Here is a 15,346-nt window from a genome sequence, read left to right as displayed (position 1 = left end):
AACTCAGGCTTATCGGTGATTCCGGTTAGGCTCTGCGCATGGGCTGGCTCCGGGCGCTGAAGGAGACCGCCCGCTCGGGGCTGACGATCGAGCGGCGGCGTCTCGAACCGCTCATCGCGATCCGCGGTGCGGCCGGTCTCGCCCTCGTCATCGGGGTCGGCCTCGCGCTCTTCGGGCCGGTGGTCGCCGCGAGCTCCGCGTTCGGCGCGTTCCAGGCGGCCATCGCCACGTTCCAGCGCAGTTGGCGCCCCCGCCCCGTCCTCGCCCTGGTCTCCGGGGCGAGCCTCGCCGTATCGACATTCCTCGGCTATCTCGCCGGCCCCCGAATGCCGCTGTTCCTGGCCCTGCTGGTGCTCTGGACGTTCCTCGCGGGCCTGGCCTGGGCGGCGGGACCGACGGGCGGCCTCATCGCGTCGTCCAACGTGGCGATCATGCTGGTGACGGTCACCCTGCCCACCTCCGTCGCGAACTCGGCCGTGCATGCCCTGATGATCCTCTTCGGCGGTGTGGTGCAGGCGGCGCTGATCGTCCTGTTCCCGGTACGGAGATGGGGCGCCCAGCGCGATGCCCTCGCCGACGCCCTGGCCGCCGAGGCCGACTACGCCCGTCGGCTGCGCCACGACCCGCTCGCCGCCTTCGATCCGGTGCCGCTGATGACGGCCCGCAGCGCAGCCGCGGTCACTCCGCGTCAGGCCCGCCACCGGCCGCCCGAACTGCGTGGCTCCCGCGGTGTCGCCGAACGGATCAGACCGGTGCTCGCCTCGCTCGCGGACCCGGCTATGGGCGTCCCGTCCGAGGGGCCGGAGCGGGACCGGGTCCGCGAGCTCCTCGCCGCCGCCGGATCCGTGCTCGACTCGGCGGCCCGGGCGATCCGGGGCGGCGACCCGGTGAAGCTCTCCCCGTCCGCCGTCGCCGCGCTGAAGACCCCCGACACCGGCACTCTCCTCACCGGCCCGTCCCGCCGCGCCGCCGCCCGGCTCGGCGCGCTGCTCTCCGATGTCATCGAGACGGCCGAGGGCGAGGGGACGAAGGAGGAACGGGCCGAGGCCGAGGAGGCCGCCGAGACCATCAGGGTCACCGGGGACGGGACCCCCGCCGTCCCGCACCGCCGCCGCCCCACCCTCCTGCGGCTGGTCCCCGTCGTCGGGAGTGCGGTGCGCGCCGAACTGCGCCCCGGTTCACCGATCCTGCGGCACGCCGTGAGGGTCTGTGCAGTCGTCGCCGTCGGCTATCTCATCGGTGCCGCGCTACCGTTCGGTCACGGCTACTGGGCCCCCATGGCGGCCGTCATGGTGATGCGGCCGGAGTTCTCCCAGACGTACGGGCGTTCCGTGGCCCGCTTCGGCGGCACGATCGTCGGCGTCTCGCTCGCCACCGCGATCGGCCAGGCCACCGACCCCGGTGTGACCTGGTACGCGATGCTCTCCGTGCTCTGCGCCCTGCTGATGTATCTGCTGATGCGCACCGGGTACGTGGTCGGCCAGGCGTGCGTCTCCGCGTACGTCGTCTTCCTGCTCGGCATGGCGGGCGACAACTGGTCGCAGACCGTACACGAACGGGTCGTCCTCACCCTCGTCGGCGGCCTCCTCGCGATGATCTCGTACGCCGCCTACCCGGCGTGGGAGACCCCGAGGCTTCGCGGCAGGCTCGGCGACTGGCTGGTGGCGGACGGGCGGTACGCGGCCGCGGTCGTCGACCAGTACGCCGAACCGGCCGAGCGCGGCCAGGACGACGTCCGTTCCGCCCTGCTCGACACCCGCGAGGCCCGCGTCGCCTGGCAGGAGGCGCTTGCCACCGCCCAGCACGAACCGGTGCGCAACCGCGGCCTCTCCCGCGCAGCCGCCGAGGACACCCAGCACGCCCTCGCCCAGTTCGGCAGGGTCGCGATGCTGCTGGAGGCCCACCTCCCGTGCGGCAGCGCCACCCCCGTACCGGCCGCCGCGCACCTGGCGCAAGCGCTGCGCCGGGCCACCGAACAGGGCGCGAAGGAGCTGCGGGAGCGGCGCGTACCGGACTGGGTGGAGGTGCGCGAGGCGCTGGCGCAGTGGGACGCGCAGCAGCGGACGGGCGAAGGGGAGCCGGACCCGTTCGTGCGGAACGGGGCCGGCCTCCTCCTCGAAGCCCTGGAGGAGTTCTCCCGGGGACTGGGCGGGACGCCGAAGCCGAACCCTCCGTCGGACCAAGCCGATTGAGGGGGCGGAGCGGCGGGCGGTCAGGAGGCCGGCAGGTCCGGCAGACCCGACGGGATCGCGCCCGGTTCGGTCTTGGCCAGGGTGTCCTTTGTCCCGCCGTCCCAGGACACGACGACGGTCTTGCCGTCGTTGGACTCGATGGACCCCGTGGTGCGGTCGGTGTCGCCGTCGGCGCACTTCAGCACCAGCATCACCTTGCCCATGTCCTTCACGGTGCCCGTGCAGGCACGCTGCTCGGTGACGAGCACGGCCTTCCCGGACGCGACGGACAGGACCACGGCCTTGCCGTCGGTCTTCCCGGCCCAGCCGCCCTCCAGCGCCGCGGCGTCGGCCCCGGAGTTGCTGTCGCTGTCGCCGGGAGCCTGACTGGACTTCGCGGCGCCGGAGCTGCCGTCCGGGTCACTCTTCTTGCCGTCGCCGCTGCAGCCGGTCAGTGCTGCGGCGGTGACGAGTCCGGCAGTGATCACGGCACCGGTACGTACGGCTTTGCGCATGTGGAATTCCCCCTTGTTGACAAAAGACCGCGCCAAGCTACCAGCGCGTACCACCGGGATGGGTTGCTCAACTCGGGGTAGGCGGAGCCAAACAGGCGCCGCGTGCGTCTATCTCTGCGTCCGGAGCTGTAATCGCGGGAACACCCCCCGTGCACGTGCATCCGCTCATGCATCTGCTCATGCAGGGGAAATTGAACAGAGCTATGATCCGAGACAGTTGACACTTGCACCTTGCAACTCGGGGAGCGTCCTGTGCACCACGTGTACAACGGCATGGCGGCCACAGAGCTTCGCGGAGTCGTCTGGCAGAAGAGCAGACACAGCAACTCCCAGGGATCCTGCGTGGAGTTCGCGAAACTGCCCGACGGAGATGTGGCGATGCGGAATTCACGCCACCCCGACGGGCCGGCGCTGGTCTATACGCCGGCCGAGATAGAGGCGCTGCTGCTCGGGGTGAAGGACGGCGAGTTCGACCACCTCATAGCGGGCGGCTGACCGCGTCCCGCGGGGCGGTGTCCGGCCACCCGTCGGCAGCCCGTGCGGCCGCCGAGCGGGTCACACGTCGTCGGACAGCCGGAACAGTGCCCAGACCACCTTGCCGCGCGGTGTCGCCGCGGTGTTCGGGTTGTCCGCTCCCAGAGCGGGGGAGGGGTGCCAGCCCCAGGAGTCGCTGAAGGACTCCACCAGGAAGAGGCCGCGGCCCGACTCCGCCGAGTCGGGAGCCTCGGAGGCTACGGGGCTCTCCTGGCTGGGGTCGCGCACGGCGCACACCAGGCGCGAGCTCCAGCGCATCAAGTGCAGCCGTACGGGAGGTTCCTGAGGTTCCGATGCGGTGTCCGCGGGCAGGGCGTGCCGCAGAGCGTTGGTCACGAGTTCGGAGACGACCAGTGCGACGTCGTCGAAGCGCTCGTCCAGTCCCCAGTCGCTCAGCGTCGTCCTGGTGAACCGCCGTGCCCCGCCCACGGATTCGTAGCGGGCGGGCAGGGTGCAGGTGGCCGATCCGGAGACGGCTGAGGGATCGATGGGGGGAAGCCCCTGCCGTAACGGCTCGAGCATCGTCGATCCATTCGTCCCCATGCGAGGCACTCCCGGGATTCGCGGCTGTATCGGTACTGCGGGGTACAGCGGCACAACACGAACGAGCACGCAGGTGCGCGAGGGCCATGGTTCCGAATGCGCAGGGCAGATGCAAGGGCAGATGCACGTGCACGCGCCTGACCTGTCCGAACCCATGCCGGTTCTTGGTCATTTCTTCCTGTGTGTATTTTCGTAGCTCTCTGGGAGCCTTCTCATTTCCGTAATCGAATGAGTACGGGCTGAAGCGTTTTGATGGCAGAATCCGGCACTTGGGGTTCAGGGGGAGCCCCGGTGTCCAGGAAGCGATGGGGAGGGCCGGACCAGTGGCGGCAGGCGAGTCGAGTGGATCTGTGGTGCGGCGCATCCTGCTGGGCTCGCAGCTCAGGCGGCTGCGCGACTCGCGCGGGATCACCCGCGAGGCGGCCGGCTACTCCATCAGGGCTTCCGAATCGAAGATCAGCCGCATGGAGTTGGGACGGGTGAGCTTCAAGGCCAGGGATGTCGAGGACCTGCTCACGCTCTACGGTGTCACGGACGAGGCGGAGCGCGACGCCCTGCTCGGCCTGGCCCGCGAGGCCAATGTGGCGGGCTGGTGGCACAGTTACGGAGATGTGCTGCCCGGGTGGTTCCAGACGTACATCGGTCTGGAGGGAGCGGCATCGCTCATCCGGGTGTACGAAGTCCAGTTCGTCCATGGCCTGTTGCAGACCGAGTCCTATGCGCACGCGGTCGTCAGCCGGGGCATGGGCGACGCCCCGGCCGTCGAGATCGACCGCCGGGTCGCGCTGCGGCTGGAGCGCCAGAAGGCCCTCGTTGCCGAACGTGCACCCCGTTTCCACGCCGTGCTGGACGAGGCGGCGCTGCGCCGGCCGTACGGCGACCGTGAAGTGATGCGCGGACAACTGCGGCATCTGATCGAAATGTCGGAACAGCCCAACATCACTCTTCAAGTGATGCCCTTCAGTTTTGGCGGGCATGCGGGGGAGGGCGGTTCTTTTACGATGCTCCGATTCCCGGAATCCGATCTGTCGGACATTGTCTATTTGGAGCAGCTGACAAGTGCGCTCTATCTGGACAAGGCCGAAGAAGTCGCTCAGTACGAAAAGGCCATGGTGCGACTGCACGAGGACAGCCCCGGTCCCGAGGAGAGCCGTGATCTGCTCCGTGGTCTGCTCCAACTCATCTGATTCATCAGTACGATGACGGTTCGACGGGAGTCTGCACCTGAGTTAAGGGATCGCATGTCCTTCTTCTACGAGCTGGCCGACCAATACATCGACGGTGAGTGGCGGACCGGCACCGGCTCGTGGGACATCATCGATTTCAATCCCTACAACGGGGAGAAACTCGCCGCGATCACCATCGCGACCGCGCAGGAGGTCGACCTGGCCTACCGCGCCGCCGAGCGCGCCCAGCGGTCCTGGGCCACCACCGGCCCGTACGAGCGCCACAGCGTCCTGGAACGCGCCCTGCGCATCACCGAGGAGCTGCACGACGACATCGTCGAGGCGATCGTCGACGAGCTGGGCGGTACCCGCCTCAAGGCGGAGTACGAGGTGTGCGTCGCCGAGGAGTTCCTGCGCGACGCGATTCAGCAGGCGCTGCGCCCCCTGGGCCGCATCCTGCCCTCCCCGGTGGACGGCAAGGAGAATCGTCTCTTCCGACAGCCCGTCGGCGTCATAGGGGTGATCAGCCCCTTCAACTTTCCCTTCCTGGTGACGATGAAGTCCGTCGCGCCGGCCCTCGCGCTCGGCAACGCGGTCGTCATCAAGCCCAACCAGAATGCCCCGGTCGTCGGCGGCGGGCTGATTGCCAAGATCTTCGAGGATGCCGGGCTGCCCGCCGGACTGCTCAACATCTTGATCACCGATGTCGCCGAGATAGGGGACGCGTTCATCGAGCACCCCGTGCCCAAGGTGATCTCCTTCGCGGGCACGGACCGGGTCGGCCGCCACGTAGGCGCGATCGCGGCCGGACACTTCAAGCGGACGATCCTCGAACTCAGCGGCAACAGCGCCCTGGTGGTGCTGGAAGACGCCGACATCGACTACGCGGTCGACGCGGCCGTCTTCAGTCGCTTCGTGTACCAGGGGCAGGTCTGCATGGCCGCCAACCGCATCCTGGTGGACCGCCGCGTCGAGCGGGAGTTCACCGAGAAGTTCACCGCCAGGGTGGCCGCGCTGCGGACCGGCGACCCGCGCGACCCGGAGATCCAGATCGGCCCGGTCATCAACACCTTCCAGGCCGACGCCCTGACCGCCCTGGTCGACCAGGCACTGGCCGAGGGGGCCACCGCGCTCGTACGGGGCCGGACGCGCGGCAACCTCGTCGACCCGACCGTGCTCACCGGGCTCCCCGAGGGTTCCCCACTGCTGTCCCAGGAGATATTCGGCCCGGTGGCGCTGCTGGTGACGTTCGACGGCGAGGACGATGCCGTACGGATCGCCAACGACACGCCGTACGGACTCAGCGGCGCCGTGCACACCCGCAGCACCGAACGCGGGGTGCGGTTCGCGCAGCGCGTCGTCAGCGGGATGTTCCACGTGAACGACTCCACGGTCCAGGATGATCCGCTGGTGGCCTTCGGGGGTGAGAAGTCCTCCGGGATCGGCCGGCTGAACGGGGAGGCGACCGTGGATGCCTTCACCACCCAGAAGTGGATGTCCATTCAGCACGGCCGGACCGCATTCCCCTTCTGACACCGATGGGTTGAGGACAGGAGCTGACCGCAAGGGTCCGTAGCCTGGTCGGTGTCAGGAAGAACCGGCGCGGTTCCCCGAGGCGGACATCATGGTCACTCACGTTCCCGCAGAAGCCTCCGGCGACGAGCGCGGCGCACTCCTCTCCTTCGTCGAGGCGCAGCGCGGCGCGATCCGGCGCTCGCTCATCGGTCTGACCGAGGAGCAGGCTGCGAGCCGGCCCAGCGCCAGTGAACTCTCCCTCTCCGGGCTGCTCAAGCACGTCGCCGAGACCGAGCTGAACTGGCTGCGCCTCGCCCAGCAGCGCCCCAACGAGAAGGCCCGCACCGAGGAGACCTGGGCGGACAGCTTCCGTCTCGTCGGGGACGAGACCGTCCCGCAGATGCTGGAGTTCTATGCGGAGGTCGCGGCGGAGACCGAGGAGTTCATCCACTCGGTGGAGAGCATGAACGACACGTTCCCGCTGCCCGAGGCGCCCTGGTTCCCGAAGGACGGGAACTGCTCGATGCGCTGGCTGCTGGTCCATCTCGTCGAGGAGACCGCGCGGCACGCCGGGCACGCCGACATCATCCGGGAGTCCCTGGACGGCCGAACCGCGTTCGAGCTGGTCGCCGAGGCGGAGGGATACTCTAATCAAAGTTGAATAGAAAGGGTGCGTGACATGTCCGCGATCCGGCTGCTGGTCCTCTGTGCCGTGCGTCAGCACGGCCGGGCGCACGGCTATCAGGTCCGTAACGACCTGGAGTACTGGGGCGCTCACGAGTGGTCCAACGCCAAACCCGGGTCGGTGTACCACGCACTGAAGCAGATGGCGAAGCAGGGGCTGCTGGTCGCCCATGAGATCGCCCCGAGTACGGCGGGCGGCCCGCCCCGTACCGAGTACGAGATCACCGAGCGGGGCAACGAGGAGTACCTCACTCTGCTGCGCGCGGCGCTGACCTCGTACGACCAGAAGCTGGACGTGCTGTCGGCGGGCCTCGGTGGCATCGTCGACCTGGAGCGGTCCGAGGCGATCGCACTGCTCAAGCAGCGGGTGGCCGGTCTCACGGCCTGGCGGGCCTCGGTCACGGAGTACTACACGCCGGAGGCCGGGCCCGAGTCGATCGGTCACATCGGCGAAATCATGAACATGTGGGTCCACTCGGCGGATGCCGGGGCCGAGTGGACGCGCGGGCTGATCGCCCGCATCGAGGGCGGGGCGTACACCTTCGCGGGGGAGGGCGAACCCTTCGTCGGCGTGCTCGCCGAGGGGCAGGAGAACCCGTACGCGACGGGTGTCCACGATCCCGGCGACGACGAGTAATCAAGTTTGACGAATGGAGTCGGTGCGGTTACTTTCGACCCGCTAGTCAAGTTTGACTACGGGAGGGTGTGGCGATTTTGACCGACGCGATCGTTGTCGAAGGTGTGCACAAGCGATACGGGGACAAGCGCGCCCTGGACGGCCTGGACCTCACGGTCCGCCGCTCCACCGTCCATGCCGTACTCGGCCCCAACGGCGCGGGCAAGACCACGGCCGTACGCATCCTGTCGACGCTGCTGCGGCACGACGAGGGGCGGGTCGAGGTGGCGGGGTTCGACGTACGGGGCCGGGCCGGCGAGGTCCGGCGCCGCATCGGGCTGCTCGGGCAGTACGCGGCGGTCGACGAGGAGCTCGGTGGCCGGCAGAACCTGGAGATGTTCGGCCGTCTGTACCACCTGGGCGTACGCCGGGCGGGTACGCGGGCGGACGAACTGCTGGCCCGCTTCGGGCTCGCGGACACCGGCCGGGGGCCGGTCAAGGAGTACAGCGGCGGCATGCGGCGACGGCTCGATCTTGCCGCCTCGCTGATCACCGACCCGGAGGTGCTCTTCCTGGACGAGCCGACCACCGGACTCGACCCGCGCGGCCGGGCCGAGGTGTGGTCGGCGGTGCGCTCACTGGTGGGCGGCGGCACGACCGTACTGCTGACCACGCAGTATCTGGAGGAGGCCGATCAGCTGGCGGACCGGATCTCGGTGATCGACGCCGGACGGGTGGCCGCCGAGGGGACGGCCGACGAGCTGAAGGCGATGGTGGCCGGGGACCGCATCGATGTCGTGGTCCGGGACGGTTCGCAACTGGTGGCCGCTGCCCAGCTGTTGGGTGACGGCGCGGTCGTCGACGCGGACCGGCGGCTGATCGGGGCACCGGCACCGGACCGGATGGCGACCCTGACCCGGACCGTGCGGGCGCTGGAGGAGGCGGGCATTGAGGCGGAGGACATCGCGGTGCGGCGCCCGACGCTGGACGAGGTCTTCCTCTCGCTGACCGACCGGAGGCCGGAGCGCGCGGAGGTGGCGGCGTGAGCTCGATGAGCTGGGTGGTGTCCGATTCCTGGACGATGACGCGACGCGAACTGGCGCACTGGGCACGGCAGCCGGTGCGGATCGTCGTCGGCCTGGTCTTCCCCGTGATGCTGCTGCTGATGTTCAACTATCTGGTCGGCGGCGGGCAGGGCGTCGACGGCGACAACACCGAGTTCCTGGTGCCCGGCATGCTCGCGCTCACCATGGCCTTCGGCCTGGAGTCGACCATGCTCGCGGTCACCCAGGACCTCAACAAGGGCGTCATCGACCGGTTCCGTGCCATGCCGATGGTCTCCGGTTCGGTGCTGGTCGGCCGCAGCATCGCGGACATGCTCCAGTCGGCCGCCGCGCTTGCCGTGATGACCGGCGTCGGATACGCGGTCGGCTGGCGCTGGCACCACGGGCCGGACGCGGCGCTGGGGGCGCTGGGGCTGCTTCTGCTGCTGCGCTTCGCGATGCTGTGGATCGGCATCCAGCTGGCGCTGGTGGCCGGGAAGCCGGAGCTGGTGCAGGCCGTGCAGATCCTGGTCTGGCCGGTCGGCTTCCTCTCCAACGTCTTCGCCACCCCCGGGTCGATGCCGGGCTGGCTGGGCGCGGTCGTCGAGTGGAACCCGATGTCGGCCACGGCCACGGCGGTACGCGGGCTGTTCGGCAACCCGGGCGGACCCGGCGGCACCTGGGCGTCCGACCATGCCGAACTGCTGGCGGTGGCCTGGCCGGTGGCGCTGATCGCGGTGTTCCTCCCGCTGGCGGTAAGGAGGTTCGCCCGGATCGGCCGCTAGGGCCGCTGCCCGGAGCTCAGTGGTGGAAGGATGTCGCCGCCTGCTTGTCGCGGCTCAACGGGTGTGACTGGCGGCGCAGTTCGGGCAGTGTCAGCCTGAGGTCCTCGAGCAGCAGTTCGGCGAGGTCCGACGAGAATCCGTTGCGGCACACCACCCGGAGCACCGACAGGTCCTGCCGGTTGGCGGGGAAGGTGTACGCGGGCACCAGCCAGCCGTGCTCGCGCAGTCGTCTCGACACGTCGAAGACGTCGTACGCCTGCACGTCCGGCGTGGTCGTCAGCGCGAAGACGGGCAGCTGGTCGCCCCGGGTGAGGAGCCGGAAGTCCCCGAGCTCCTCGATCCGCTTCGCGAGCCCGCCGGCGACGTCCCGGGACGCCTGCTGAACGGCCCGGTAGCCCTCCCGGCCCAGCCGCAGGAAGGTGTAGTACTGCGCCACCACCTGTGCGCCGGGCCGGGAGAAGTTCAGTGCGAAGGTCGGCATGTCGCCGCCCAGGTAGTTGACCCGGAAGACCAGCTCCTCGGGCAGCTGTGCGGGCGAGCGCCACAGTGCCCAGCCGACGCCCGGGTAGACCAGGCCGTACTTGTGCCCGGAGGTGTTGATGGAGGAGACCCGGGGCAGCCGGAAGTCCCACACCAGGTCCTCGTCCAGGAACGGCGCCACCATCGCACCGGACGCCCCGTCCACATGGACGGGGACGTCGAGGCCGGTGCGCTCCTGGAGGGCGTCCAGGGCCGCGCAGAGCTCCGCGACCGGCTCGTACGAGCCGTCGAAGGTGGAACCGAGGATGCCGACGACGCCGATGGTGTTCTCGTCGCAGAGGTCGACCGCGGCCTGCGGGTCGAGGTGGAAGCGCTCGCCCTCCATCGGGACCAGGCGCGGTTCGACCTCCCAGAAGTTGCAGAACTTGTCCCAGCAGACCTGCACATTGATGCCCATGACCAGGTTCGGCCGGGCGGTCGCCGGGTAGCGGTCGGAGTTCCTGGCCGCCCAACGGCGTTTCAGCGCCAGGCCGGCGAGCATGCAGGCCTCGCTGGAGCCGGTGGTCGAACAGCCCACGGCGGCCGAAGGGTCGGGGGCGTTCCAGAGATCGGCGAGCATCGCCACACAGCGCCGCTCCAGCTCGGCGGTGCGCGGGTACTCGTCCTTGTCGATCATGTTCTTGTCGCGGCACTCGCCCATCAGCACCCCGGCCTGGGGCTCCATCCAGGTGGTGACGAAGGTGGCGAGGTTGAGCCGCGAATTGCCGTCGAGCATCAGCTCGTCATGGACCAGGCCGTACGCGGTCGAGGGCGGCATCGGCCCGTCGGGGAGCCGGTGCCGGGGCGGTGCCGACTCCATCCCGGCGGTCGGGTCGGCCTCCCCGAAGAACGGGTTGAGGGCCAGCCTGCGGCGTTCCTCGGACGGTTCCGTGCCCTGGGGCGAACCTTTGTGGAGAGGCATCGGCGGACAGCCCTTCTCGGCTCTCGGCGGTCATCGTGACCCGCGACGGTCCTGTCGGCGTGCGGTGGTTCAGTTCTCGGCGGCGAGGCCGTCCTTGATGGCCCGGGTGAACTTCACGACCCGTTCGGCCTGGATCCGGGCGGCGGTCAGGGTCTGCACGCCGACCGGGATGTCGCCCTGCCCCGCGACATGCGAAGTGCCGTACGGATTGCCGTCGACGAACTTCGACGGGTCCGTGTAGCCGGGGGCGACCAGGATGCCGCCGAAGTGGTGGATCGTGTTGTAGAGCGCGAGCAGCGTGGACTCCTGGCCGCCGTGCGCTGTGCTGGTGGAGGTGAAGCCGCTGTAGACCTTGTCGGCGAGACGGCCCGCCTGCCAGAGGCTGCCGAGGGTGTCGATGAACTGCTTGAGCTGGGCGGTGACATTGCCGAACCGGGTCGGCGTACCGAAGATCACGGCGTCCGCCCAGATCATGTCGTCCTTCGATGCCTCGCCGATGTCCGCGGTCGCTTTCGCGTTGGCGGCCCAGGCCGGGTTGGAGTCGATGGCCGCCTGCGGGGCGAGCTCACCGGCCTTGCGCAGCCGTACCTCCGCACCGGCCTTCTCGGCGTCCTGCGCGATGGCCTTGGCCATCGCGGCGACGGTGCCGGTCGAGGAGTAGTAGATGACGGCGACGTTGACGGACGTGGGCATTGCGGAATCCTCCGACAGGGCCTTACGGGACGTATCCATGTGAATCCATACGGATGTGACGATACGGAAAGCAGGGGCATCCGGCGCGTCGAGCGGCGGGGACCAGGGGTCGGGCAAGGGGTCCGGTCCGGGCTCACCTCAGCGGCGTGCCGTCCTCGTGCAGCTGCATCTGCGGCCGCCCGGTCACCAGTAGCCAGGCCGGCAGCGAGGCGATGCACAGCATCGGGAGCACGGCCGCGTCGCCGACCAGCACCGCCGCGGTGAACAGGCTCAGCCAGCCCTGCCGGGTGACGGCCAGCAGTACCCCCAGCACCGCACAGGTCACCGCCGGCGCCACCGGCACCGACGTGACCAGGGCATGGGCGCACAGCCCCAGCGCGACACCCACGAAGACGGCGGGGAAGATCCGCCCGCCCCGGAAGCCGCAGGTCGCCGCGATCAGCAGCGCGGCCGTCTTCACCGCGGCCATGACCGCGAACTGCCCGGCCGACCAGCCGCTCGGATCGGCGGCGAGCTCCTTCGCCTCGTCGAGCCCCTTGAACAGGGTCGGACGGCCGCCCAGCGCGCCCAGCAGGCCGAGCAGCAGCCCGCCGAGGGTCAGGGCCAGGACCGGGTGCTGCAGGGCTTGGAAGGCCCGGTGGGCATATGGGAAGGCGTATACCGCCACCAGGCCGAGCAGCGAGCCCGCCACGGCGATGACGACCGCGGAGAGCAGATCGCCCCAGTGCGGGCGGGTGTAGGCCGGCAGCGCCAGGTCGAAGCCGGGGTGGGCCAGCAGTGTCATGGTGAGCGCACCGGCGGTGCCCGCCGCGAGCGGGCCGAAGAGCCGGTCCCAGAGCGCACCGGGCTGGGCGCGGGAGGCGAGAGTCTCGGAAAGGATCAGTGCGGCGGCGACCGGGGTGCCGAAGAGCGCGCCGATGGTGCCGGCCGCGGCGAGGGAGATCCACAGCGCCACCGGTGTGCCGGGCGCGAACCGTCGGCCGAGCCAGAAGGCCAGCGCGATATTGGCGGCCGTGATCGGATTCTCCGGACCGAGGCTGATCCCGCCCGCCAGGGTGAGGACCGTGACGAGCAGCAGCCCCGGGACCACGCCGGGCGCCAACGGCGGATCGACCAGCCCGGTGGTCGCCGGATCGGGACCGGCGCGGCCGGGCACCGTCCCGATGAGCAGCCCGACCACCAGCCCGCTCGCGGTGAGCATCACGATCATCCAGAGAGCGGAGTAGCGGCCGATGGAGAGCGCGTCGGGAAGCGTCCCCCAGAGCAGGTCCTGCAGCTTCTCCGCGAGCAGGCTGACACCGAGCAGGACGAGGGCCGAGACGATCCCGACGGCCGGCGCGGGCACGATGACGGGCAGCAGTCGGCGTACGGGAGTGGTTTCGACGAGAGCAGTACCGGTGGGAACGGCTTTGGCGGCAGCGGTTTTGGCGGGATCGGGAGAATCTGTGGCCATCGGCTCACCATAACGACGCAAAAGCCACATAACCCCTCCAATGGCGCTGGGGGCGGCGGTGCTTCGGGCTTGCACCTCACGTCGCGTCAGGACTCAGGCTCAGTACGTACCCGGAACGGAGAAGGGAGCGGGGAGTCGTGGACTACTCCGTGGGACAGGTCGCCGGATTCGCCGGAGTCACGGTGCGCACCCTGCATCACTACGACGGCATCGGACTGCTCTCGCCCGGCGGGCGCAGTCACGCGGGTCACCGCCGCTACGACGACGGTGACCTCGACCGGCTGCAGCAGATCCTGTTCTACCGGGAACTCGGCTTCCCGCTCGACGAGATCGCGGTACTGCTCGACGACCCGGACGCGGACCCGCAGGAGCATCTGCGGCGCCAGCACCGGCTGCTGTCCGACCGGATCGCCGAACTGCGAAAGATGGCCGCCGCCGTCGAAACAGCCATGGAGGCACGGAAGATGGGCATCAACCTCACGCCCGAGGAGAAGTTCGAGGTCTTCGGGGGCAAGGACCCCGAGGAGCACGCGCAGGAGGCCGAACGCCGCTGGGGCGGCACTGCCACGTACGCCGAGTCGCAGCGCCGGGTCGCCCGGTACACCAAGGACGACTGGAAGCGGATGCAGGCGGAGGTCGCCGACTGGGGCGCCGCCTACAACGCGCTGATGGTGGCCGGTGAACCGGCCACCGGGGAAGGGGCGATGGACCTCGCCGAGGCCCACCGGCTCCACATCACCAAGTGGTTCTACGAGTGCACTCCCGAGATCCACCGGGGACTCGGCGAGATGTATGTGTCCGACCCGCAGTTCCGCGCGTACTACGAGTCGATGCGGCCGGGCCTGGCCGAGCACCTGCGGGACGCGATCGACGCCAACGCGGAGCGCCGCGCGTAGGACCCGGTCGTCACGGGGGCGAGGGCGCCCTCGCCCCCGTGGACCCGTGGCTCAGATCTTGCTGATCACGGCTGCCGTGCCGTATGCACACACCTCCGTGCCCACGTCGGCCGCCTCGGTCACGTCGAAGCGCATCATCAGCACCGCGTTGGCACCCCGGGCCTTCGCCTGCTCGACGAGCCGTTCCATCGCCTGGTTCCGGGTCTCGACGAGGGTCTTGGTCAGCCCCTTCAGTTCGCCGCCGAGCATCGACTTCAGCCCGGCGCCGATCTGGCTGCCCAGGTGGCGGGAGCGGACCGTCAGGCCGAACACCTCCCCGATGACCTGGGTCACCTGGTAGCCCGGTACGTCGTTCGTGGTGACGACCAGGACGCCGGACTGGGCCGCCTGTCCGCCGCCGTATTCCTCAATGCCCATCGTGCGGTACCTCCTGGAGAAAGCTTTTGCCCCGGTTCGCCGGGGTGTGAATCCTCGCACGGGGCACTGGAACCCGGGGACGTCGTCCCACGTTGATAGCTTGGGGCGGCCACGCAGCCGCCATCGATCGATCCAGGAGCCCCGGACCCTTGAATACGCTTGCGCTCGGCCCGAGCTGGCTGGACCCGGACTATCTGATCAACACGTTCGGACTGCCTGGCGTCCTTCTCATCGTGTTCGCCGAGTCCGGACTGCTGATCGGCTTCTTCCTTCCCGGCGACTCGCTCCTTTTCACCACGGGCCTGCTGGTGACCACGAACCAGCTGAAGTCTCCGCTCTGGCTGGTCTGCGTCCTGGTGGCGCTGGCGGCGATCATCGGCGACCAGGTGGGTTATCTCTTCGGCCGCAAGGTCGGTCCGTCGCTCTTCAAGCGCCCGGACTCCCGCCTCTTCAAGCAGGAGAACGTCGAGAAGGCCCACGAGTTCTTCGAGAAGTACGGACCGAAGTCGCTGATCCTGGCCCGCTTCGTGCCCGTCGTGCGTACGTTCACGCCGATCATCGCCGGTGTGAGCCGGATGAACTACCGCTCGTTCATCACGTTCAACATCATCGGTGGGGTGCTCTGGGGCGCCGGGGTCACGCTGCTCGGAGCAGCCCTCGGCAAGATCGACTTCGTCCACGAGAACATCGAGGCGATGCTCATCCTGATCGTGCTCATCTCGGTGGTGCCGATCGCGATCGAGTTCCTGCGGGCCCGTTCCAAGTCGAAGAAGGAAGCGGCGGCCGGTGGCGGCGAGAGCCATGGCCCGTCCACCGACGGCAGCCCGGTCTCCGGCCAGCGCGGCCGCCACGCCAAGCGCTGACCCGCAGCCGT

Annotated in this window: 16 protein-coding genes; 10 read left to right on the top strand and 6 right to left on the bottom strand. The window is 69.4% G+C overall.

Annotated features, from left to right (window positions below):
* Positions 1-38 precede the first annotated feature (38 nt).
* Complete coding sequence (locus tag IEZ15_RS20175; RefSeq protein ID WP_189278657.1) at positions 39-2,192, top strand: FUSC family protein; 2,154 nt, start codon at positions 39-41, stop codon at positions 2,190-2,192.
* 20 nt (positions 2,193-2,212) lie between these two features.
* On the opposite strand, the gene IEZ15_RS20170 is transcribed toward IEZ15_RS20175, so the two are convergent.
* Complete coding sequence (locus tag IEZ15_RS20170) at positions 2,213-2,686, bottom strand: hypothetical protein (protein ID WP_189278655.1); 474 nt, start codon at positions 2,684-2,686, stop codon at positions 2,213-2,215.
* A 252-nt stretch (positions 2,687-2,938) separates the two neighbouring features.
* Between IEZ15_RS20170 and IEZ15_RS20165 the strand changes: the two genes are divergently transcribed.
* Positions 2,939-3,181 (top strand): DUF397 domain-containing protein, encoded by a 243-nt coding sequence (locus IEZ15_RS20165; protein WP_037690973.1) that lies wholly within the window; start codon positions 2,939-2,941, stop codon positions 3,179-3,181.
* Positions 3,182-3,241: 60 nt separating this feature from the next.
* Here the strand turns inward: IEZ15_RS20165 and IEZ15_RS20160 are convergent, their stop codons facing one another.
* The gene (locus IEZ15_RS20160) at positions 3,242-3,742 is read right to left on the bottom strand and encodes an ATP-binding protein (protein ID WP_189278653.1); all 501 of its coding nucleotides are present in this window, start codon (positions 3,740-3,742) and stop codon (positions 3,242-3,244) included.
* A 326-nt stretch (positions 3,743-4,068) separates the two neighbouring features.
* Here IEZ15_RS20160 and IEZ15_RS20155 point away from each other — a divergent pair, with 326 nt between their 5' ends.
* The 6 genes from IEZ15_RS20155 to IEZ15_RS20130 all read left to right on the top strand — a co-directional run bounded on the left by IEZ15_RS20155 (position 4,069) and on the right by IEZ15_RS20130 (position 9,572).
* Positions 4,069-4,950: a Sco1979 family transcriptional regulator gene (locus IEZ15_RS20155; protein WP_114245238.1), complete on the top strand. Its 882-nt coding sequence runs from the start codon at positions 4,069-4,071 to the stop codon at positions 4,948-4,950.
* Positions 4,951-5,004: 54 nt separating this feature from the next.
* Positions 5,005-6,462 carry an aldehyde dehydrogenase family protein gene (locus IEZ15_RS20150; protein WP_189278651.1) on the top strand — a complete coding sequence of 486 codons (1,458 nt, stop codon included), beginning with the start codon at positions 5,005-5,007 and terminating at the stop codon, positions 6,460-6,462.
* Between the two features lie 91 nt (positions 6,463-6,553).
* A complete protein-coding gene (locus tag IEZ15_RS20145; protein ID WP_189278649.1) occupies positions 6,554-7,105 on the top strand; it encodes a DinB family protein in 552 nt (183 codons plus the stop codon).
* 18 nt (positions 7,106-7,123) lie between these two features.
* Positions 7,124-7,765 (top strand): PadR family transcriptional regulator, encoded by a 642-nt coding sequence (locus IEZ15_RS20140; protein ID WP_189278648.1) that lies wholly within the window; start codon positions 7,124-7,126, stop codon positions 7,763-7,765.
* Between the two features lie 77 nt (positions 7,766-7,842).
* A complete protein-coding gene (locus tag IEZ15_RS20135) occupies positions 7,843-8,790 on the top strand; it encodes an ATP-binding cassette domain-containing protein (protein ID WP_189278823.1) in 948 nt (315 codons plus the stop codon).
* 5 nt (positions 8,791-8,795) lie between these two features.
* A complete protein-coding gene (locus tag IEZ15_RS20130) occupies positions 8,796-9,572 on the top strand; it encodes an ABC transporter permease (RefSeq protein ID WP_114249122.1) in 777 nt (258 codons plus the stop codon).
* A gap of 16 nt (positions 9,573-9,588) precedes the next feature.
* On the opposite strand, the gene gad is transcribed toward IEZ15_RS20130, so the two are convergent.
* The 3 genes from gad to IEZ15_RS20115 form a co-directional block, all read right to left on the bottom strand.
* A complete protein-coding gene (gad, locus tag IEZ15_RS20125) occupies positions 9,589-11,013 on the bottom strand; it encodes a glutamate decarboxylase (protein WP_189278646.1) in 1,425 nt (474 codons plus the stop codon).
* A 69-nt stretch (positions 11,014-11,082) separates the two neighbouring features.
* Positions 11,083-11,706: an NAD(P)H:quinone oxidoreductase gene (gene wrbA, locus IEZ15_RS20120; RefSeq protein ID WP_189278644.1), complete on the bottom strand. Its 624-nt coding sequence runs from the start codon at positions 11,704-11,706 to the stop codon at positions 11,083-11,085.
* Positions 11,707-11,839: 133 nt separating this feature from the next.
* Positions 11,840-13,159, bottom strand: coding sequence for an ion channel protein (locus tag IEZ15_RS20115; protein WP_189278642.1), 1,320 nt, complete (start codon positions 13,157-13,159; stop codon positions 11,840-11,842).
* 137 nt (positions 13,160-13,296) lie between these two features.
* Between IEZ15_RS20115 and IEZ15_RS20110 the strand changes: the two genes are divergently transcribed.
* Positions 13,297-14,055, top strand: coding sequence for a MerR family transcriptional regulator (locus IEZ15_RS20110; RefSeq protein WP_189278640.1), 759 nt, complete (start codon positions 13,297-13,299; stop codon positions 14,053-14,055).
* A gap of 51 nt (positions 14,056-14,106) precedes the next feature.
* Here the strand turns inward: IEZ15_RS20110 and IEZ15_RS20105 are convergent, their stop codons facing one another.
* Positions 14,107-14,472, bottom strand: a complete 366-nt coding sequence (locus IEZ15_RS20105; protein ID WP_189278638.1) for a YbjQ family protein — start codon at positions 14,470-14,472, stop codon at positions 14,107-14,109.
* Between the two features lie 149 nt (positions 14,473-14,621).
* Between IEZ15_RS20105 and IEZ15_RS20100 the strand changes: the two genes are divergently transcribed.
* Positions 14,622-15,335 (top strand): DedA family protein, encoded by a 714-nt coding sequence (locus IEZ15_RS20100; protein WP_189278636.1) that lies wholly within the window; start codon positions 14,622-14,624, stop codon positions 15,333-15,335.
* Positions 15,336-15,346: the final 11 nt, after the last annotated feature.

The organism is Streptomyces atratus, from assembly GCF_014648655.1.
Taxonomy (GTDB): domain Bacteria; phylum Actinomycetota; class Actinomycetes; order Streptomycetales; family Streptomycetaceae; genus Streptomyces; species Streptomyces atratus.
This window is presented reverse-complemented; position numbering and strand designations above follow the sequence as displayed.